The organism is Micromonospora sp. WMMD812 (assembly GCF_027497215.1).
Taxonomy (GTDB): Bacteria; Actinomycetota; Actinomycetes; order Mycobacteriales; family Micromonosporaceae; genus Micromonospora.
The window spans coordinates 81,640-100,899 of record NZ_CP114904.1 but is presented as its reverse complement, the minus strand read 5'-3'; the positions used below and the strand labels follow the sequence as shown (position 1 = coordinate 100,899).

Annotated in this window: 17 protein-coding genes; 5 read left to right on the top strand and 12 right to left on the bottom strand. The window is 72.2% G+C overall.

Annotated features, from left to right (window positions below):
• Positions 1-259 precede the first annotated feature (259 nt).
• A complete protein-coding gene (locus tag O7603_RS00400; protein ID WP_281576913.1) occupies positions 260-1,237 on the top strand; it encodes a LacI family DNA-binding transcriptional regulator in 978 nt (325 codons plus the stop codon).
• Between the two features lie 41 nt (positions 1,238-1,278).
• On the opposite strand, the gene O7603_RS00395 is transcribed toward O7603_RS00400, so the two are convergent.
• From O7603_RS00395 to O7603_RS00370, 6 genes are all read right to left on the bottom strand, one after another.
• Positions 1,279-2,463 (bottom strand): putative sulfate exporter family transporter, encoded by a 1,185-nt coding sequence (locus O7603_RS00395; RefSeq protein WP_281573650.1) that lies wholly within the window; start codon positions 2,461-2,463, stop codon positions 1,279-1,281.
• Positions 2,460-3,020: a cysteine dioxygenase family protein gene (locus O7603_RS00390; protein ID WP_281573649.1), complete on the bottom strand. Its 561-nt coding sequence runs from the start codon at positions 3,018-3,020 to the stop codon at positions 2,460-2,462. The genes O7603_RS00395 and O7603_RS00390 overlap by 4 nt, the downstream gene beginning before the upstream one ends.
• Positions 3,021-3,180: 160 nt before the next feature.
• Positions 3,181-4,131 carry a LysR family transcriptional regulator gene (locus O7603_RS00385; RefSeq protein WP_281573648.1) on the bottom strand — a complete coding sequence of 317 codons (951 nt, stop codon included), beginning with the start codon at positions 4,129-4,131 and terminating at the stop codon, positions 3,181-3,183.
• A 90-nt stretch (positions 4,132-4,221) separates the two neighbouring features.
• Complete coding sequence (katG, locus tag O7603_RS00380; protein ID WP_281573647.1) at positions 4,222-6,453, bottom strand: catalase/peroxidase HPI; 2,232 nt, start codon at positions 6,451-6,453, stop codon at positions 4,222-4,224.
• Between the two features lie 36 nt (positions 6,454-6,489).
• Positions 6,490-6,894 carry a Fur family transcriptional regulator gene (locus O7603_RS00375; protein ID WP_281576912.1) on the bottom strand — a complete coding sequence of 135 codons (405 nt, stop codon included), beginning with the start codon at positions 6,892-6,894 and terminating at the stop codon, positions 6,490-6,492.
• 201 nt (positions 6,895-7,095) lie between these two features.
• Positions 7,096-7,680, bottom strand: coding sequence for a class I SAM-dependent methyltransferase (locus tag O7603_RS00370; protein WP_281573646.1), 585 nt, complete (start codon positions 7,678-7,680; stop codon positions 7,096-7,098).
• Between the two features lie 235 nt (positions 7,681-7,915).
• On the opposite strand from O7603_RS00370, the gene O7603_RS00365 reads away from it, so the two are divergent.
• From O7603_RS00365 to O7603_RS00350, 4 genes are all read left to right on the top strand, one after another.
• Positions 7,916-8,515, top strand: a complete 600-nt coding sequence (locus O7603_RS00365; protein WP_281573645.1) for a hypothetical protein — start codon at positions 7,916-7,918, stop codon at positions 8,513-8,515.
• A 49-nt stretch (positions 8,516-8,564) separates the two neighbouring features.
• Positions 8,565-8,906, top strand: coding sequence for a VOC family protein (locus tag O7603_RS00360; RefSeq protein WP_281573644.1), 342 nt, complete (start codon positions 8,565-8,567; stop codon positions 8,904-8,906).
• A gap of 284 nt (positions 8,907-9,190) precedes the next feature.
• Positions 9,191-10,486, top strand: coding sequence for an RICIN domain-containing protein (locus O7603_RS00355; protein WP_281573643.1), 1,296 nt, complete (start codon positions 9,191-9,193; stop codon positions 10,484-10,486).
• A 167-nt stretch (positions 10,487-10,653) separates the two neighbouring features.
• On the top strand, positions 10,654-11,301 hold the full coding sequence (locus O7603_RS00350; RefSeq protein WP_281573642.1) for a TetR/AcrR family transcriptional regulator: 648 nt from the start codon (positions 10,654-10,656) through the stop codon (positions 11,299-11,301).
• A 45-nt stretch (positions 11,302-11,346) separates the two neighbouring features.
• On the opposite strand, the gene O7603_RS00345 is transcribed toward O7603_RS00350, so the two are convergent.
• The 6 genes from O7603_RS00345 to O7603_RS00320 form a co-directional block, all read right to left on the bottom strand.
• Positions 11,347-12,120 (bottom strand): ABC transporter ATP-binding protein, encoded by a 774-nt coding sequence (locus O7603_RS00345; protein ID WP_281573641.1) that lies wholly within the window; start codon positions 12,118-12,120, stop codon positions 11,347-11,349.
• Positions 12,117-13,190 (bottom strand): iron chelate uptake ABC transporter family permease subunit, encoded by a 1,074-nt coding sequence (locus O7603_RS00340; protein ID WP_281573640.1) that lies wholly within the window; start codon positions 13,188-13,190, stop codon positions 12,117-12,119. Before O7603_RS00340 ends, O7603_RS00345 begins: the two co-directional genes overlap by 4 nt.
• 4 nt (positions 13,191-13,194) lie before the next feature.
• Complete coding sequence (locus tag O7603_RS00335) at positions 13,195-14,247, bottom strand: iron ABC transporter permease (RefSeq protein WP_281573639.1); 1,053 nt, start codon at positions 14,245-14,247, stop codon at positions 13,195-13,197.
• On the bottom strand, positions 14,234-15,238 hold the full coding sequence (locus O7603_RS00330) for an ABC transporter substrate-binding protein (RefSeq protein ID WP_281573638.1): 1,005 nt from the start codon (positions 15,236-15,238) through the stop codon (positions 14,234-14,236). The genes O7603_RS00335 and O7603_RS00330 overlap by 14 nt, the downstream gene beginning before the upstream one ends.
• Positions 15,239-15,368: 130 nt before the next feature.
• Positions 15,369-17,276, bottom strand: coding sequence for an ABC transporter ATP-binding protein (locus tag O7603_RS00325; RefSeq protein ID WP_281573637.1), 1,908 nt, complete (start codon positions 17,274-17,276; stop codon positions 15,369-15,371).
• Positions 17,273-18,994: an ABC transporter ATP-binding protein gene (locus O7603_RS00320; RefSeq protein ID WP_281573636.1), complete on the bottom strand. Its 1,722-nt coding sequence runs from the start codon at positions 18,992-18,994 to the stop codon at positions 17,273-17,275. The genes O7603_RS00325 and O7603_RS00320 overlap by 4 nt, the downstream gene beginning before the upstream one ends.
• Positions 18,995-19,260: the final 266 nt, after the last annotated feature.

Here is a 19,260-nt window from a genome sequence, read left to right as displayed (position 1 = left end):
TCCCGGGCAAACTGACAACGTTGTCAGATCGTCGCGAGAGGTGTCAGACGTGTCAAGACTTCGTGTCCGACGTGCTGCCGAAGTCGCGGTGAGTTTCCGGCCGCAACGGCGCAGCGGGCGCGAACGGCGCGCGTCTTCGTGCAGATCGTCGATGGCGACGACGGCCGGCGGGACGGCGTCGACGAGTCGCGGAGGATCACCCGGCCGGCGGTAAGGTTCTCGCGTGACCAGCGACCTCACCCGCGCGAAACGACCCACCATGGTGGACGTGGCCGCCCTGGCCGGGGTGAGCCTGAAGACGGTCTCCCGGGTCGTGAACAAGGCGCCCCACGTGCAGCCGGAGCTGGCCGAGCGGGTTCTGGCCGCCGCCGCCGAGCTGGGCTTCCGCCGCAACCACCTGGCGAGTTCGCTGCGCTCCGGCCAGACCACCGCCACGATCGGCCTGCTCATCGAGGAGATCGCCAACCCGTTCTACGCCGCCATCGCCGGCACCGTCGCCGAGGTCGCCCGCGCCCACGACACGATGCTGATCATCGGTAGCTCCGAGGAGGATCCGTCCCGGGAGCAGGAAATCCTGAGCGATCTCTGTGCCCGCCGGGTCGACGGCCTCCTCGTGGTCCCGGCCGGCACCGACCACTCGTTCCTGGAGGCGGAGGTGGAACTCGGGACCCCGGTGGTCTTCCTCGACCGGCCCGCCGGCGGGCTGCCCGCCGACACCGTGCTGCTCGACAACCGGGGAGGTGCCCGGAACGGGATCGACCGCCTGCTCGGGGAGGGGCACCGGCGGGTCGCCATCCTGCTCGACTCGACCAGCGTCTACACCATGCGGGAACGGCTCGCCGGAGCGCGGGAGGCGCTGGCGGCGGCCGGCGTGGCGTACGACGACCGGCTGGTCCGCGACGGCGTCCGGGATCCGGCGACCGCGGCCCGGGTCGTCGGTGAACTACTCGACCAGCCCGACCCGCCGACCGCCTTCTTCGGCCTCAACAACCGGATCACGCTCGGGGCGGTGGAGGAACTCCACCGGCGCGGCAGCGACGCCGCCCTGCTCGGTTTCGACGACTTCGACGTGGCCCGGCTGCTGCCGCATCCGCTCACGGTGATCGCGTACGACACCCGCAGGCTGGCGCGTAGGGCCGCCGAACTGCTCTTCCGCCGGATCGAGGGCGACCGTTCCGCACCGCGCAACCTGCTGATCCCCACCGAACTGGCCGCCCGGGGTCTCCCCCGCGGTTGAGTCGCGCGCCGGCGGTAGCGCCAGCCGCGGGTTGCCGGAGGTCAGGACGTCGTCAGGAGCACGCCCGCGTACGACACCCCGGCGACGACCGCCCAGGAACCCAGGCCCAGGGCAGCGGCCCGCCCGCCGGTGCGGGCCAGCGTGGGCAGGTGCACCGCGCTGCCGAGTCCGAACAGCGCCGCGGAGAGCAGGATCTCCTGCGTCAGGCCGGTGCCGGCGAGCACGCCCTCGGGCAGCCAGCCGGTGCTGCGCAGCCCGATCATGACGAGGAAGCCGACGACGAACAGGGGCACCGGCGACGGCCTCCGGCCGGGCTGACCGCCGGCCGCGCCCGGCCCGTTCGGGCCCGTGCCGGACGCCCGCCGCCGCAGGCCAAGCACCACCACGGCGACCAGTGGGGCGAGCAGCGCCACCCGCATCAGCTTGACCAGGACGGCGTCGCCGAGGGCCGCCGGGCTGGCGGTCTGCGCGGCGGCGACGACCTGCCCCACGTCGTGCACGCTCGCCCCGACCCAGCGTCCGAACTGCGCGTCGTCGAGCCCGAGCGGGTGTTGCAGCAGCGGGAGCACGGCGATGGCCAGCGTGCCGCAGAGCGTTACCAGGGCGACCGAGGACGCGGCGTCCTCCTCGTCGCTGCCCGTCGCCGCGCTGACCGCGCCGATCGCGGAGGCGCCGCAGATCGAGTAACCGGCGGCGATCAGCAGCGGCTGGTCGCCGGGCAGGCCGAGACGACGCCCCAGCCACCACGTGCCGGCGAACGTCGCGGCCACCACCGCGACCACCATCAGCATGGTCGGCCACCCAAGCGCGCGGACGTCCTGCACGCTCAGCTTGAGCCCGAGCAGCACGATGCCGATCCGCATCAACCGCTTGCCCGCGACGCTCAGACCTGGTCGGGCCACACCTCGCACCCGGTCACGGACCCGGGGCAGGTGGGCGGCGGTGATGCCGAGCACGATTGCCGCGGTCAGCGCCGGGACGGCGGGCAGTGCCCAGTGCACCGCCCAGGCGCCGGCGGCCCCCACGGCCGCGAGGATCAGCCCGGGCAGGACACCCGTGCCGGCGCCCGGGATCCACGCCCGGCCCGGCCGGGGCGTGACGCCCGTACGGCCGTCGCCGGCCCGGCCGGGGCGATCGCCGTCGCCGGTCCGCGCGGGGGATCCCGGGAGGAGTCCGCTGCGGGTCGCCCTGATCAGCGCCGCACCGGCACCCGGCGAACCCGTCACGACTCGTCGGTCCGCTGCTCGTACACCCGGCGGACACTGGACCCGAGGCGGGAGATGTCCGCTCCGTAGATGTGCAGGGACACGGCCTTGCCGTCGCCCCCGTTCCAGACCCGGTGGATGTCGCCGGGCGGGGCGAAGCCGCACACCTCGCCCTGCCGGTTGACGACGTCCTGCGTCGCGACGAGCCGGGCGGCGGTGCCGTCGGAGACCAGGCGGAAGCGCCGCTCGTGCTCCTCGCCCTGGTGCACCCCGGTGACGCACCAGGCGACGTGGTCGTGGATCGCGGTGCGCTGCCCGGGGAGCCAGACCAGCGCCACGATCGAGAACGCGCCGTCACGCTCCGCGTGCAAGAGGTGCTGCCGGTAGTGGTCCGGGTCACCTTCGTACTGCTGCGGTGTGAGCAGGTCGGACGCGCCCAGGTGCGGGGCGAGTCGCTCCCCCACCAGGTACGCGGTCAGGTCCGGCGGCAGCCCGCGGTCCACCACGTCCCGCACCTCCTCGACCAGCTGGGCGAGGCGACGGGTGGTGGCGGCGACGACCGGGGCCGGAGTGGTCATGACCCCAGCCTGGCCGCTCCGACGTATCACGTCCAACAACAGTCCTTTGGGCGATCCCAAAGGAACGCTTATGGATGAGCCTCGCCGACCGCCGTCGAGCGCGGCCTGCGGGCGCCGCGGACCGCCGCGGATCGCGGCTGCGGTGCGGAAGGCGGGCCACTCACCCGGCGAGGTCGGCCCGTCGTCGGGACACCGCCGCGAGCGCCTCCAGCACCCGGGCGGTGGCGGGGATGCGCAGGTGCTCGCGCAGGACGTAGGCGGACACCCGGCGTCGCGAGGCAGGCGAGAGGGGACGCCCCCGGACCTTGTCCCGGCGGAGGAAGGAGAGGGTGAGCCCGGGCATCATCGCGACGCCGAGGCCCTGCGCGACCAGCGACTGCACCGCGAGGTTGTCGTCGGTGGTGAACACGATGTCGGGCGTGAACCCGAGTTGGGCGCATTCGTGCAGGAAGTTCGTCCGGCATCGCAGGCAACCCGCGATCCAGCGCTCCTCGGCGAGATCGGCGAGCCTCACCGCGCGGCGCCTTGCCATCGGATGGCCGGCCGGCAGCAGGACCGTGAGTTGGTCCTCCAGCAGCGGGACCTCGACCAGTTCCTCCGGCACCTCCTCGTGGAGCCCGGGATAGGTGAAGGCCAGCGTGAGGTCGGTCTCGCCCTGCACCACCCGACGGAGCGAGTCGGGCGGCTCGTCCTCGAGCAGCTCCACCCGGATCCCCGGATGGTCGACGGCCAGCAGCGCCATGGCCTCGGGGACCAGCGTCGCGTTGGCGCTGGGAAACGCGCACACGCGAACCCGGCCGGTACGCAGCCGGGCTATCGCGGCCATCTGTTCCCGTGCCACGGACATGCTGTCGAGGATGCTGTCCGTGTGGCGCGCCAGCGTCTCACCGGCCTCGGTCAGCCGCAGCCGCCGCCCGACCCGGGTGAACAGCGGCGTGCCGACCTCGCGCTCCAGGGCCTTCATCTGCTGGGTGATCGCGGGTTGGGTGTATCCCAGGGCCTGCGCCGCCGCCGAGTACGACTGGGTCCGAACCACCTCGTGAAACGTCCTGATATGGCGCGAATCGAACACCACCGGATCATAGGCGCGCCAGTCGAGGTGCGCGCCCACGGGCGGCCTGGCCAGGTCACACGACACCGGACTCGCCGGGCGCGGGGCGGTGGGGGATGCCGCGGCGCGACACCCCCCACCGGCCGCGGATCAGACGAGGTCGAACCGGTCCAGGTTCATGACCTTGACCCAGGCCGCGACGAAGTCCTGCGCGAACTTCTCCCGCGCGTCGTCGCTCGCGTAGACCTCCGCGAGCGCCCGCAGCTCCGAGTGCGAGCCGAAGACCAGGTCGGCGCGGCTGCCGGTCCACTTGACCTCGCCGGTGGCGAGGTCACGAGCCTCGAAGGTGTTGGCGTCCTCGGACGTCGCCTTCCACACCGTGCCCAGGTCCAGCAGGTTGACGAAGAAGTCGTTGGTCAGCGACCCGGGGGTCGCGGTGAGCACGCCCAGCGACGACTGCTGGTAGTTCGCACCCAGGACGCGCAGACCCCCGACGAGGACCGTCATCTCGGGCGCGCTCAGGGTCAGCAGGTTCGCCTTGTCGACCAGGAGGAACTCGGCCGGCAGGCGGTGGCCCTTGCCGAGGTGGTTGCGGAACCCGTCGACGGTGGGCTCCATCGCGGCGAAGGACTCCACGTCGGTCTGCTCCTGCGTGGCGTCCGTACGCCCCGGCGTGAAGGGAACCTCGATGGCGAGGCCGGCGTTCCGGGCGGCCTGCTCGACGCCGACACCACCGGCGAGCACGATCAGGTCGGCGATCGAGATCTTCTTGCCGCCGGTCTGGGCGGCGTTGAACGCCTCCTGGATCCCCTCCAGGGTGTGCAGCACCCGCGCCAGCTCGTCGGGGTTGTTGACCTCCCAGCTGTTCTGCGGCTCGAGGCGAATGCGCGCGCCGTTGGCGCCGCCGCGCTTGTCGCCGCCCCGGAACGTCGAGGCCGACGCCCACGCGGTGGAGACGAGGTCGGACACGGAGAGCCCGGAGGCGAGGATCTGCGCCCTGAGGGCGGCGACGTCCTCGGCGTCGACCAGCTCGTGGTCCACCGCCGGGACGGGGTCCTGCCAGACCAGCGTCTCGGCGGGGACCTCCGGGCCGAGGTAGCGCTGGATCGGGCCCATGTCGCGGTGGGTCAGCTTGAACCACGCCCGGGCGAAGGCGTCCGCGAACTCGTCCGGGTTCTCGAAGAAGCGCCGCGAGATCTGCTCGTAGACCGGGTCGAACCGCAGCGCCAGGTCGGTCGTCAGCATGGACGGCGCGATCCGCTTCGACGAGTCGTGGGCGTGCGGCACGGTGCCCTCACCCATGCCGCCCTTCGGCTTCCACTGGTGCGCGCCGGCCGGGCTCTTCGTCAGCTCCCACTCGTACCCGAACAGGTTCCAGAAGAAGTTGTTGCTCCACCGCGTCGGCGTCGTGGTCCAGGTGACCTCGAGCCCGCTGGTGATGGTGTCCGCGCCCTTGCCGGTGCCGAAGCTGTTCCGCCAGCCCAGGCCCTGCTCCTCGATCGGGGCGCCCTCCGGCTCGGGGCCGACGTTGTCGGTGGGACCCGCGCCGTGGGTCTTGCCGAAGGTGTGGCCGCCGGCGATCAGCGCGACGGTCTCCTCGTCGTTCATCCCCATGCGGCGGAACGTCTCACGGATGTCCCGCGCGGAGGCGATCGGGTCCGGGTTGCCGTTCGGGCCCTCCGGGTTGACGTAGATCAGGCCCATCTGGACGGCGGCGAGCGGGTTCTCCAGCTCCCGGTCGCCGGTGTAGCGCTCGTCACCGAGCCAGGTGGTCTCCGGGCCCCAGTAGACGTCCTCGTCCGCCTCCCAGACGTCCGGGCGGCCACCGGCGAAGCCGAAGGTCTTGAAGCCCATCGACTCCAGGGCGACGTTGCCGGCGAGGATCATGAGGTCGGCCCACGAGAGGCTCTGCCCGTACTTCTTCTTGACCGGCCACAGCAGACGGCGCGCCTTGTCGAGGTTGCCGTTGTCCGGCCAGCTGTTGAGCGGCGCGAAGCGCTGCTGCCCGGCACCGGCGCCGCCGCGCCCGTCGCTGATGCGGTAGGTGCCCGCGCTGTGCCACGCCATCCGGATCATGAACGGGCCGTAGTGGCCGAAGTCGGCCGGCCACCAGTCCTGCGAGGTCGTCAGGACCTCCGCGATGTCCTGCTTCACGGCGGGGAGGTCGAGGGTCTTGAAGGCCTCGGCGTAGTCGAACTCGCCACCAAGGGGGTTGGCCACGGTCGGGTTCTTGGCGAGGATCCTCAGGTTGAGCTGGTTCGGCCACCAGCCGCGGTTGCCCCCGCCCTGGGTCGGGTGGGGGGCGCGTCCGTGTGCGACCGGGCAGCGAGACTCGCTGCCCGCCTCCGCGTCGTGGACGACGGCGTCGTGGTTCTCGGACATCGGGTTCCTTCCGTGACTTTCGCGGATCAGAGGGGATCAGGACTTGCCTGCGGTGGAACAGTCGGGGCACAGACCCCAGTAGGTGACCTCGGCCTCGTCGATCGAGAAGCCGCTGTCGTCGGACGGGGTCAGGCAGGGCGCCTCGCCGGTGGCGCAGTCGACATCGGCGATGACCCCGCAGGATCGGCAGACGACGTGATGGTGGTTGTCGCCGATCCGCGACTCGTAGCGAGCCACGGAGCCGGAAGGTTGGATGCGCCGCACCAGACCCGCTGCCGTCAGCGCGTGCAGCGAGTTGTACACGGCCTGGTGGGACACGTCGGGAAGCTTCCCGCGCACGGCACGGATGATCGATTCCGTGTCGGCGTGCGGATGCGCGTGCACCGCGTTCAGCACCGCCACCCGTGGACGGGTCACGCGCAACGCGGCCCCGCGCAGCATCCGCTGGAAGTCCAGGGGCGTGGCCACGAGCGAAGTCTCGCCCGCTTTCTGGAACGAGTCAAGAATATGGGCTGAACATCACCGTGGACCTGGGCCACGGTATGCGCGCCGGCCGTCGCGATCCGACCCGCGCGACAAACCAGTCGAAAAGCGGATCACCGGACGGTCAGGAGACCAACGCGCGACGGGTGCCGGCACCGGTCACGACGTCAACGTGCCGGTGACGCTGGTGAGCACCCTCCCCCGCCCGCGAGTCGCGACCGAGGTCGTGGTCTCGAACCCGTGCGCCCGGAGCAGGCGTTCGGTGGACACGAGGTTCGCGGTGGCGGTCGCGGACGCGGGTCGCTCGCCGAACACGTGGAGCACGCCACCCGGAGCCAGCAGCCTCCGCATGCGGTCGATCCGCGGTGCCGCCGCGCCGAGCCAGAACAGGCTGACGTTCACGGCGAAGATCTTGGTGAAGTGGCCGGCCGGAAGCTCGACGGACTCGAAATCACCACGTCGGATCTCGGCCCGGCCGGCGCTGATGTGGCTGGCGTTGCGTTCCGTGGCGAGCCGTACCATCGTCGCCGCGCGATCGATCGCGACGATGGTGCCGGTGGTGAGCAGCGGGGCGACCAGTGAGACCGCCACACCCCCACCGCACCCGATCTCCAGCAGTCTGTCGTGCGGTGCGACGGCCATCGTCTCCACCGCCCACCGCTGCCGGTGGGTGGCCCCGGTCGCCCGAGCCGGTTGGCGCCGGGCCGGGCCGGGTTCGCCACCAACGAGACTCGAGGGCGGCATCGGCGACGTGCATCTCACGACGTCACCAGCCGGGCCGCGGCCGAGGCCGTGCAGCGGCTGGGCTCTGCTCACACACTGGTCGCACCTTTCGAGGTGGCTCCGGTCACGTCGTCGGCGGATCGGTCCACCGCACCGCGTACCGACTCACCGTCGACTGGACTGTACGGGGTGTTACCGCTAACCGCAGACATGCCTCGATGTGGCGGATAGATTACTGCCTGTGGTATCCGGAAGCGTGGGGAGCAGCGACGCGCGCGACAGCCGGCCGAAGCCGGCGTACGGGCGCGACGAGATCAGTGACGCCTGGATGCTCGCCGTGGCGGACACCGCGACGGCCCGCCTTCGGGAGCGGCTGCACGTGTGGCTCGACAGCGGCGAGACGCTGCTCGGTCGTTCGTCCGCCGACCGGGAGCAGGCCGCCGAGCCGAGCCCCGACGGCTCGCCGACGGTGGTCGCGGTGGCGTGGTTCGAGCCGGTCGCCGGGGAGATGGTGCAGACCCTGGCCGGGATGCAGTGTGAGGCACAGGTCGAGTCGGCGGTGCTGATGGGGTTGCCCCGGTGGCTGGCGGCGACGGCACTCCCCGAGAGCGCGCGATGGGTGGTTCGGGTACACCCGATGGGCCTGGCGCTGCACGACCCGACGGGCCAGACGTTCGCGCGAGGGGTCGCGGAGATCCCCCCAGAGTGGACGACCGCGGCCATCGCGCACGACAAGGTGCTGGCCGTCTACGGCGTGGGCGACGAGCGGCAGGAACCGCCACCGCCGTCGCGTCGGCTCCGACGTGCGCGGGACCGCGGAGCGGTCGCCGCGGCCTGGGTACCGCTCCAGATCTAGGACGAGTGTCGGGCGAACCCCTGGAATATTGATCAAGTAATATGGCGGCATGGCCGTCGACCTGTTCGCCGGAATCGCCGTGAGCGACTACCCGGCGGCGCTGGCCTGGTACGAACGGCTGCTCGGCTCGCCACCGTCGTTCTTTCCGAACGACACGGAGGCCGTGTGGGAACTCGCCGAGCATCGCTGGATCTACATCGAGCACCGGCCCGAGCACGCCGGCCACGCCATGCACACCGTCTTCGTCGACGACCTCGACTCGCGCGTCGCCCAGGCCGCTGAGCGGGGAGTCGAACCGGCGAAGCGGGAGACGTACGAGAACGGCGTGCGCAAGATCACCTACCGGGATCCGGACGGCAACGAGATCGGGCTCGGCGGCCCTCCGGCTTGACCGTGAGCCACCGCTGGCGCGGACGGCTGGCATGCCCCCAGGAACCGTGTCACCACGGTGGACCGACGCCACGGGCGGCGACGCCGTTGCGGAGCAGGACGGCGCGGTGCGACTATTGGTAAAGGTTCATTACAGTTAGTCGCGATATCGCCACAAGGCTCGTAAGTTGCCTAATTCGCTTAAGTCCGATATTGACACAAGTTCCCGTCAGACATAGCGTCTCATCGATCGCCGCGCCGCAGCCGGACGCCCCCGCCGACGCGACGACACGGAGAGGACGCGCCATGATCGCCCGCACCCGCCGCACCGTGACCCGAAGGGTGGCCCAGTTCCTCGCGCTCTGCCTGGCGCTGGTGACCGTCTTCGCCCCGCCCGCCCACGGCAACGCCCGGGCCGCGGCCCCCGCCTTCAACGTGATCGCCTTCTACAACGGCACCTGGGACCCGGCCCACATCAGCTTCGTCCGGGAAGCCAACCAGTGGTTCCCGCAGATCGCCGCGCAGCACAACTTCTCCTACACCGCGACCAACGACTGGAGTCGGCTGAACGCCGCCAACCTGGCCCAGTACCAGGTGGTGATCTTCCTCGACGACCTGCCGCCGGCTGCCCAGCGCCCGGCGTTCGAGCAGTACATGCGGGGCGGTGGCGCGTGGCTCGGCTTCCACGTCTCCGCGTTCACCACCAACCCCGGCGGCTGGGACTGGTACCACAACCAGTTCCTCGGCACCGGCGCGTTCCAGTCCAACACCTGGGGGCCGACCACCGCGGTACTGCGGGTCGAGAACCGGACCCACCCGTCCACCGTCCGCCTGCCCGCCACCTTCACCTCGTCGGTGAGCGAGTGGTACAGCTGGAGCCGCGACCTGCGGACCAACCCGAACATCACCATCCTCGCCTCGGTCGACCCGAGCAGCTTCCCCCTCGGCACCGACCCGAACCAGACCTGGTACAGCGGCTACTACCCGATCATGTGGACCAACACCGGCTACAAGATGCTGTACGCGAACTTCGGCCACAACGCCATGGACTACGACAACGACGTGCCGCTGTCGTCCACATTCGCCAGTGAGGTGCAGAACCACTTCCTCATCGACGGACTGCTGTGGCTCGGCGGCGGTGGCGGCACTCCCCCGCCCTCCGACCCGATCTCCCCGACCGCCTGGTACAGCCTGGTCAACCGGGGCAGCGGCAAGTGCGTCGACGCTCGGGCCGCCGGCACCGCCAACGGCACCGCGATCCAGCAGTACGCCTGCAACACGACCTACGCCCAGCAGTACCAGTTCCAGCCCACCAGCGGCGGCCACGTTCGGGTGAACAACCGCAACAACAGCGCCCGCGCTCTCGACGTGACGAACGTGTCCACCGCCGACAACGCGCCGATCCAGCTCTGGACCTACAGCGGCGGAAACAACCAGCAGTGGCAGGCGGTACCGGAGGCCGACGGCTACTACCGGCTGGTCAACCGGCTCAGCGGCAAGTGCCTGGACGTACCGGGCGGCTCCACCGCCGACAGCGTCCAGCTGGTGCAGTACAGCTGCAACGGCAGCGCCGCACAGTCGTTCCGACTCCTGCCGCGGTAGACCCCCCGTCCGCTCCGGAACGCGGGCGCGCCGGCTCATCGGCCGGCGCGCCCGCGTCGTGTCGTCCCGGACTCGTCGGTCTGCCCCGCTACCCGTGGCGCGGCGGTTCGTTGAGCAGGTGCCAGCAGTGGCGCGACAACCGTCGATGCGATGGACCGAGGAGACCGGTGCCGACTCCACCGATCGGAACAGCGTCCCCACTCCGACCGCCGGCGCAGGGCCGCGGCGGCCACCATGCGCGGCGCATCCTCGACGCGTGCGCCGAGCTGATCGGCGAGATCGACTACGACCGGTTGTCCATGACCGTGATCGCCGGCCGCGCCGGCCTACCGATCGGCTCGCTCTACCAGGTGTTCCCGGACACGCGCGCGATCCTGGAGGCGGTGCGGCTCCGCGGCGTGGAGACCTACCTGCGGCGCCTTGACCAGGCGCTCGTCCGCACTCGCCCGACGTCGTGGTGGGACGTCGTCGAGGCGGCGCTGGACGAGTCGATCGCCCTGCACGGCCGGCTTCCCGCCCTGCGCGTCATCCAGCAGCACGAGGTGGGGGGCGCGTACGCCGACGATGCGGACCCGAGCATCATCGGCGACCGCCTCGCCCGCGCCCTGGTCGTACGCTTCGACGTCGCCGACACCCCGCACCTGCGCCGCACGCTGCGCATCGCCGTCGCGGCGTTCGACCGGCTGGTCATCCTGGCCTTCCGGCGGCACCCGGCCGGCGACGATCGCCTTCTGTGTGCGGCGAAACGGCTGGCGCGGGAGTATCTGCACCGCCACCTGGAGCACACGCCGCGCCCACCCGCCGTGCGGCGCTGACCGTCCCGTCGAGATCGAGCGCGCGAGGTCGCGAAACGGTGTGGTTCAGGCGGGGACGATCATCGGCGTGCCGGCGATCGGGTCCGGGATGACGAGACAGCTGAGACCGAACACCTTCTCGACCAGTTCGGCGGTCACCACGTCGGTGGGGGCGCCCTCGGCGACGATGGCGCCCTCCGACATCGCGATGAGGTGGTCGCAGAAGCGGCAGGCGAGGTTGAGGTCGTGCAGGACGACGACGATGGTCTTGCCGGACTCGGCGTTCAGCGTGCGCAGCAGTCGCAGCAGTTCGACCTGGTGGTTGATGTCGAGATAGGTGGTCGGCTCGTCGAGCAGCAGCAGGTCGGTGTCCTGGGCCAGGGTCATGGCGATCCAGACACGCTGGCGCTGCCCACCGGAGAGCTCCCGGATCGGGCGGTTGATCAGGTCCGCGGTGCCGGTGGCGTCCAGGGCCCGGGCGACCGCCTCGTGGTCGTGCTCGGTCCAGCGGCGGAACCAGCCCTGGTGGGGGTAACGGCCACGGGAGACGAGGTCGGCGACCGTGATGCCGTCGGGCGCGATGGGGGTCTGTGGGAGCAGCCCGAGGACCTTGGCGACGTCGAGGGTGCGCAGGTCGGCGAGGGCCCTGCCGTCGAGGTAGACGGCGCCGCCGCGCGGGGCGAGCAGCCGGGCCAGCCCGCGGAGCAGGGTGGACTTTCCGCAGGCATTGGCGCCGACGATCGCCGTGATCATGCCGTCGGGTATCGCGACGTCGAGGTTGGTGACGATGCTGCGGTCGTCGTACCCGAGGGTGAGGGCCTCGGTGCGCATTCGGGTCATCCGCCCGCTCCTTGCCGGTTGGTGGTGGCCAGCAGCCACAGCAGGTAGGGGGCACCGACCGCGCCGGTCACCACGCCGGTGGGCAGCGGTGTGGGCAGCAGGTGCACGGCGACGAGGTCGGCGAGGAGCAGCAGCACGGCGCCGACCAGCGCGGCGGGGAGGATTCCGCCGGCGGCGGGGCCGAGGAGCCGGTTGGCGACCGGTCCGGCGACGAGGGCGACGAAGACGATGGGGCCGGCCACGGACACCGCGAGGGCGACCAGCACGATCCCGGTGGCGAGGAGCGCGGCGCGGCTGAGCTCCGTCCTCGTGCCCAGGGTGCGGGCGGCGTCGTCGCCGAGTTCCAGGGTTCGCAGCGGTCGCTGGAGCAGCATCGCGACGGGCAGCAGGACGACCAGGGCGCCGACGAGCAGACGAAGCTCGGTGGTGCTGGCCTGCCCCACGGAGCCGGTGAGCCAGTGCGCGGCCTGTCGCGCCTCGGAGAGCTGCGCCCGGGTGAGCACGTAGCCGACCAGCCCGTCGAAGAAGACGGCCACCCCGATGCCGATGAGGATGAAGCGGTAGCCGCTGACGCCGTCGCGCCAGGCCAGCAGATACATCAGCAGGGCCGCGACCAGTGCGCCGGCGAGGGCGAGCCCGCTGACGGCGAGTCCGCCGACGTGCAGGACCACGATGCCGGTGACGGCGGCGAGCCCGGCTCCGGACGTGATGCCGACGAAGTCCGGGGAGGCGAGCGGGTTGCGGAGCAGCTGCTGGAAGATCGTTCCGGAGGCGCCCAACGCGAGGCCGACCGCCAGGGCGGAGGCGGCCGTCGGCAGCCGCAGGCCGCGGACGACGAAGTCGACGCTGGGGTTGTCGGACAGGTGCAGCACCGAGGCGATGACCTCGCCGGCGCCGATGCGGAAGCTGCCGACCATCATGGTGAGCACGAAGAGCGCGGCCACGGCCAGGGTGAGGCCGACGGTCACCGTGACGGTGCGGGCGGCGCGTCGCCGCCGGTTGCCGCGCAGCGCCGCCGCCACGTCGCGCGCGGCGGTGGTCGCGTCCGTCGTGGTCGTCGTCGTGGTCATCGGCTCACACCTCCGACAGCCGGGCGTAGCGGACGACGGCCACGAACGCGGGCGCGCCGATCACGCCGAGGACCACGCCGACCTGCAGTTCGTCGGGCGCGCCGACGACCCGGCCGAGCACGTCGGCGAGCAGCAGCACGATCGGGGCCAGCAGCATCGAGTACGGCAGGATCCACCGGTAGTCGGGGCCGCAGATGAACCTGGCCAGGTGCGGCACGACGAGCCCGATGAAGATGATCGGTCCGCAGGCGGCGGTCGCCGCGCCGGCGAGCACCGCGACCACGGCGAAGGCGGCGACGCGGGTGCGGGTGACGTGCTGGCCGAGACCACGGGCCACGTCCTCGCCGAGCGCGAGGCCGTTGAGGGCACGGCCGAAGGTCAGCGCGGCGGCGAGGCCGAGCAGCAGGAACGGCGCGACCCCGGTCAGGATCGGGGTGTAGCGGCCGGCGAGCGAACCCACCTGCCAGAACCGCAGCTCGTTGAGCGCGTCCACGTTCGTCATGACGATCCCGGTCGTCACCGAGGTTAGGCCGGCGGTGACGGCCGCGCCGGCGAGGGCCAGCTTGACCGGCGTGGCACCCTCCCGGCCCAACGACGCGATCGCGTACACCAGCGCGAGGGCGGCGGTCGCGCCGACGAACGCGAACCAGACGTAGACGTTGACGCCGCGCAGGCCGAGCACGGTGATGGCGAAGACCACGAACGCGGCCGCGCCCGAGTTGATGCCCATGATGCCGGCGTCGGCGAGCGGGTTGCGGGTCACGCCCTGCAGGATCGCCCCGGCGACGCCGAGCGCGGCGCCGACCAGGATGCCGAGCAGGGTGCGGGGCACGCGCAGTTCCAGCGTGATCGTGCTGCCGATGGAGCCGTCGCTGTCCAGGCTGCCGAGGGCGTGCAGCACCTCGGACAGGCCGATGGAGCGGGAGCCCATCGTCACGCTCAGGAACGCGACGAGGGCGAGGATCGCGCCGAGCACGGCGAGCCCCGGCCCGAGGGCGGAGGCTCGCCGCAGGCCCTGCGTCGAGGTGCGCGTCGCGGACGGGCTAGTTGCCGACATTCGGATCCGCGGCCTTGACCGCCTCGGTCAGCTTGTCCAGCTCGGTGGCGAAGTCGCCGTACGTGTGCAGCCAGAACGCCGGCCAAGAGACGGCGGCACCGGCCTTGGCTGCCTTGATCTTGAACCAGGTCGGCTGCTTCTTGCCCCAGTCCGCGTTCGCGGTGGGGGTGAAGGAGCGGCCGTCCCAGAGGATCAGGTCGGGCTGGTACTTGTCCGCGTTCTCCCAGCTGAGGTTCTCCCAGTAGGCGAAGCTCGGGTCCGGCTTGTCGGGGTTGATCACCTTCAGGCCCCAGCTCTGCAGGTCCAGCAGCTCGGGGGCGTACGCGGGGTTGGCCACGTACAACTTGTCGTCAGCCGGCGACATGGCCGCGACGGTGAGTCCGGGCTTGCCCGCGACGGCCGCCTTGAAGGCGGTGACCGCCTCCTCGAAGCGCTTCTTGTTCGCGGCGATCTGCGGGTTGTCCACATCGGCGCCGAGGCTCTTGGCCAGGGACTCGTACCCCTCGGCCAGTTCGGCGATCGACTTGCCCTGCGCGACGCCGACGACGGGGGCGAGTTCGGCGAGCTTCTTGCTCTTCTCGTCGACGCCTTCCTCCATGCCGCTGTGCGCCTTCTCGACGGGCCACCAGTCCCCGACGATCAGGTCCGGCCGCAGTGAGGCCGCCTTCTCCACGTCGATCTTGCCCCACTCCTCGCCGAGGACCTCGATCCCGCTGAGGTCGAGGTTCTTCAGGTTGGGGTCGGTCTTGACCGGCTCGTCCGCGTAGATCCCCACGGGCTTGATGCCGAAGGACATCAGCGCGGCGGCCTCGCCGGCGTGCGCGATGATCCGGGTGGGGGTCTTGTCCGCCTTGACGACCTGACCGGACCCGTCGCTGAACGACCAGGGGCCAGCGGCGGAAGCCTTGTCGCCGGTCTCGGAGTTGTTGCCGCAGCCGGCGAGCATGGCGCTGAGCACCGCCACTGCCAGGATCGGACGCCACGCGCGCATGGTGAGGTCTTCCGTTTCTCGATGTCGGGGCCGGTGTCACGGCCGAGAGTTAGGTTAGGCTAAACAAAGTTGCGCCCGTTGGCTAGATGGCATGATCAGCCTCACCGCACCCCGCCGTTCGGGCGTCCCGTCAGGTGGTGGCGGGTCCGGGTCCGGAAGCGCGGAGGCCGGACATCTCCACTGGGGAGTCGCCGAGACCCTCCTCGCCGTCTCGTCCCCTCGGGACCACCGGATCCGGCGTGCGCCACGAACGCCACAGGTCGCTGTAGCGGCCTCCGGCCGCCAGCAGTTCGCCGTGCGTGCCCTGCTCCACGACGCGGCCGTGCTCCAGGACCACGATGCGGTCCGCCGTGGCCGCCTGGCTGAGCCGGTGGGCGACGATCAGCGTGGTGCGCCCCTCGGTGGCGGCCAGGGCGGCACGGTCGAGGTCGCGGGCACCGGCGCTGCCGGCCTCGGCGGTGGCCTCGTCGAGGACGGCGACGACGGGGTCGGCGAGGACGAGGCGCGCCAGGGCGAGGTGCTGGGCCTGGGCGGCGGTGAGCTGCTTGCCGCCCTCCCCCACGTCCGTGGCGAGGCCGTCGGGCAGGGTGCGGAGCCAGGCCGTGGCGCCGACCAGGTCGAGGGCGGCGGTGAGCTGAGCGTCGGTGGCGTCCGGGTCGGCCAGGCGCAGGTCGTCGCCGAGTGACCCGGCGAAGACGTGCACCTCCTGGCTGATCAGCGCGATCTCGCGACGGACGCGATGTTCGCCGAGGTCGGCCAGCGGCACACCGCGCAGCGACACCGATCCGTCGGTGGGGGTGATGATGCCGGCGCTGATGCCGGCGACCGTGCTCTTGCCGGCCCCGCTCGCGCCGACGAGCGCGACGCGTTCCCCGGGGGCGAGACGGAGTGCGAGGTCCCGCAGCACGACGGGTCCGTCGTCGTAGCGGTGGCGGGTGACGACCACCTCCAGCGCCCCCGGCTCGACCCGCCCGGCCGTTGGCCGGCCTTGACGAGGCTGCTCGCCGTCGCCCGCGGGCGCGGCGGTGGGCAGGGACGTGACGCCGACGAGCCGGGCGAGGCTCGCCCCGGCCTGCAGCACGGAGTCCGACTCGAACAGCAGCAGGCCGATGGGGTTGAAGAGCCGGTGGAAGAACAGCGCGGCGGTGGTGGCCGCTCCCACGGTGGCGAGGTCGTCGCGGACCAGCAGGAACCCGGCGAGCAGCACCGCGGCGAGCCCGACGAACTCCGCCCGGTTGATGCGCAGCCCGAACCGGGTGAAGAGGTTGAAGATCTCCAACGACAGGTCCCGGGCCACGGCCGAGCGCTCGGCGATCCGGGCCACGTGGGCGTCCTCCAGCCGGTAGGCGCGCACGGTCGCCGCGCCGCGCAGCGCCCCGGCCATCGCCTGGGCCCGTTCTCCGACCGCCACCCGCTCCCGCGCGTAGTACGGGACCGAGCGCGCCAGGTACCAGCGCAGAGCCAACGCGTACGCCGGCGCCGCGGCGAGCCCGGCGAGACCGAGCCGCCAGTCGAGGGCGAAGAGCCCGGCCGCGGTCAGCACGATGGACAGCAGCGCGCCGAGGAAGGCGGGACCGCTGCTGGCGATCACGTTCGTCACCACCGCCACGTCGTCGCCGGCCCGGGCCACCAGGTCGCCGGTCCCGGCGCGTTCCAGCGTGGCGGACGGGAGGTGCAGGGCACGGTCGAGGACCCGCTCCCGCAGTCGCGCCAGCACGGTCTCGCCGAGCCGCGCGGCGACCGCGGCCCCGGCCGCGGTGAGGACGCCGCCGAGCACCGCGGCGCCCGCGATCACGCTCGCCCAGGACACGATCCGTGACGTGGTGGAGCCGGCGATGACGTCGTCGACGAGCCGGCCGAGCACCCAGGGGGCGACGAGTCCGCTCGCGGCGGCGGCGACCAGCAACGCGCCCGCGGCGACACTGAGCCCGGGCAGCCGGGCGAACTCGGCCCGCAGCGCGGCCCAGGTCTGTCGGGCGGTGGCCGTGGGCAGCAACTGCCGGGATTGGACGACGTTCGGGCCGGGTTCGTCGGTCACCGCAGTACCTCCTCCCGGTAGCGGGCGTCGCTGGCGAGGAGGTGCTCGTGGGAGCCCTCGGCGACGACGCGGCCGCGGTCGATCACGACGACCCGATGGGTGACCCGCAGCAGGGCGGGGCTGTGGGTGATGACCACCGTGCCGCGGGCGGCGCTCGCGCGGGCGGCGGCCACCCCGTCGGCGAGCAGCGCCTCGGTCACCGCGTCGACGGCCGTGGTGGGGTCGTGCAGCACCAGCACCGGCGGGTCGGCGAGAAGGGCCCGGGCGAGCCCGACTCGCTGCCGCTGCCCGCCGGACAGGTTGGCTGCCCGCTCGGTGAGCACGCGGTCGATGCCGTCCGGGTGCGCGGCGAGCACGTCCTCGGCCGCGGCGGCCCGCACCGCGTCGCGGAGGACCTTCTCCTCGACCTCGGTTCCCTCGACCTCCGCCCCGGCGGCGAGATTGGCGCGCAGCGTCCCTTCGAACAACGCCACGTCGTGCGGCTCGACCAACAGCGTGCTGCGGATGGCGTCGATGTGCAGCTCGTCGGCGGGCACGCCGTCGACGTACAGCGTCCCCTGGTAGTCGTCCCGGGACACGCGGGCGGACAGCAGCGCGACCAGCGCCTCGGCCTCGGCGGGATCGTAGGCGAGCACGCCCAGGACCTCACCGGCCCGGACCTGCAGGCAGACTCCGTCGAGCCCGGCGTAGGTGACCGCGTCGAGGGCGAGCCGGGACGGGCTCGGGGCCGGCGGGCCGGCGGTGCCCGGCCGGATGAGCGGCGGGGCGCCGAGGACCCGCGCGACCCGTCCCGCGGAGGCCCGGGCCATGGCGAACAGCTGTACGCAGTATCCGAGCGTCTGCACCGGCTCGGCGACGAACTGGGCGAGCCCGACGACGGCGACGAGTTCGCCGATGGTGAGCCGGCCCTGTAGTGCGAGCCAGCCGGCGACGCCGGCGACCGCCGCGAGGAAGAGACCGTTGACGGTGGTGGTGAGCCCGAGGTGCAGCCCCTTGGTGGTGGCGGCGCGCAGCGTCACGTCGAGGGCGTGCCGGCTGGCGCCCGCGTAGCGGCGTGCCGCGTGGTCCTGGGCGCCGATGCCGCGCAGCACGCGGAGGCCGGCGACGAGGTCGACGGCGAGCGCGGTGGTGACGGCGAGCGCTTCCTGCTGTGCGGCGCCGCGTCGGGTGAGCAGCGGCGCCATGCGGTGCAGGGCGAGGACCACCAGGGGTACGCCGACGAGCACGCCGAGCCCGAGCGGGATGTCGACGATGAGTAGCGCGACGGCGGCGACGAGCAGGGCGGTGAACGCCGCCGCGGTGAGCCCGGCGACCCGTACGACCAGCGCGGACAGCTCCGCGTCGGAGGCGGTGACGGCGAGCAGCTCACCGTCGCGCAGGCCCGACCGGTGTCCGCGCGGGTCGAGAGCCCGCCCGGCGATCTCGACCCGCGAGAGGTGCGCCTCCCGTTCGACGGCGGCGTACGCGTGACGTGCGCCGGTCCGGTAGGCGAAGGCGAGGACGGTGAAGAGGATGGCGAGACCGGCGAGGGAGAGCAGCAGCGTACGGACGTCCCCGGTGGCGACGGCACGGTCGATGACGACGCCGATGGCGACCGGGACGAGCGCCTCGGTGGCCTGGTGGAGGCAGAGCAGCACGATGCCGGCCAGCACCCGGCCACGCTGGCGGCGCAGGGCGCGGCGCAGCACGCTGCCGGTGGTGATCTCGTCGTCCGCCACGACCGTGTGCGCCCCTCCCCGTGGATCAGGGGCAGGTTAGCCTAACCTAAACACCGGAGAGCCTTCGGGGTCCGGCCGAACGCGGCCGGCTGCTTCGCTGACCGACGCTTGCCACAATTCCGCCAGACCGACGGCAGGCTGACGCCGACGTCGCGCCGCGACGTCGGCGAACCGCGGGCGCCGCGCGCGACGCCTCTCGTCCGTCTCGCACGCGGGCGCCGCCCTTTGCCTCCGCCAGGGCGCGACCGCAACCTGCTGATCACGCC

What these genes read in the sequence shown, in the direction of transcription:
- O7603_RS00370 (WP_281573646.1), bottom strand. Translation starts at nt 7,680, where the DNA reads ATGCCGCCCTCGAGTCTCGTTGGTGGCGAACCCGGCCCGGCCCGGCGC.
- O7603_RS00360 (WP_281573644.1), top strand. Translation starts at nt 8,565, where the DNA reads ATGGCCGTCGACCTGTTCGCCGGAATCGCCGTGAGCGACTACCCGGCG.
- O7603_RS00345 (WP_281573641.1), bottom strand. Translation starts at nt 12,120, where the DNA reads ATGACCCGAATGCGCACCGAGGCCCTCACCCTCGGGTACGACGACCGC.
- O7603_RS00375 (WP_281576912.1), bottom strand. Translation starts at nt 6,894, where the DNA reads ATGCTGCGCGGGGCCGCGTTGCGCGTGACCCGTCCACGGGTGGCGGTG.
- katG (WP_281573647.1), bottom strand. Translation starts at nt 6,453, where the DNA reads ATGTCCGAGAACCACGACGCCGTCGTCCACGACGCGGAGGCGGGCAGC.
- O7603_RS00400 (WP_281576913.1), top strand. Translation starts at nt 260, where the DNA reads ATGGTGGACGTGGCCGCCCTGGCCGGGGTGAGCCTGAAGACGGTCTCC.
- O7603_RS00340 (WP_281573640.1), bottom strand. Translation starts at nt 13,190, where the DNA reads ATGACCACGACGACGACCACGACGGACGCGACCACCGCCGCGCGCGAC.
- O7603_RS00355 (WP_281573643.1), top strand. Translation starts at nt 9,191, where the DNA reads ATGATCGCCCGCACCCGCCGCACCGTGACCCGAAGGGTGGCCCAGTTC.
- O7603_RS00335 (WP_281573639.1), bottom strand. Translation starts at nt 14,247, where the DNA reads ATGTCGGCAACTAGCCCGTCCGCGACGCGCACCTCGACGCAGGGCCTG.
- O7603_RS00330 (WP_281573638.1), bottom strand. Translation starts at nt 15,238, where the DNA reads ATGCGCGCGTGGCGTCCGATCCTGGCAGTGGCGGTGCTCAGCGCCATG.
- O7603_RS00390 (WP_281573649.1), bottom strand. Translation starts at nt 3,020, where the DNA reads ATGACCACTCCGGCCCCGGTCGTCGCCGCCACCACCCGTCGCCTCGCC.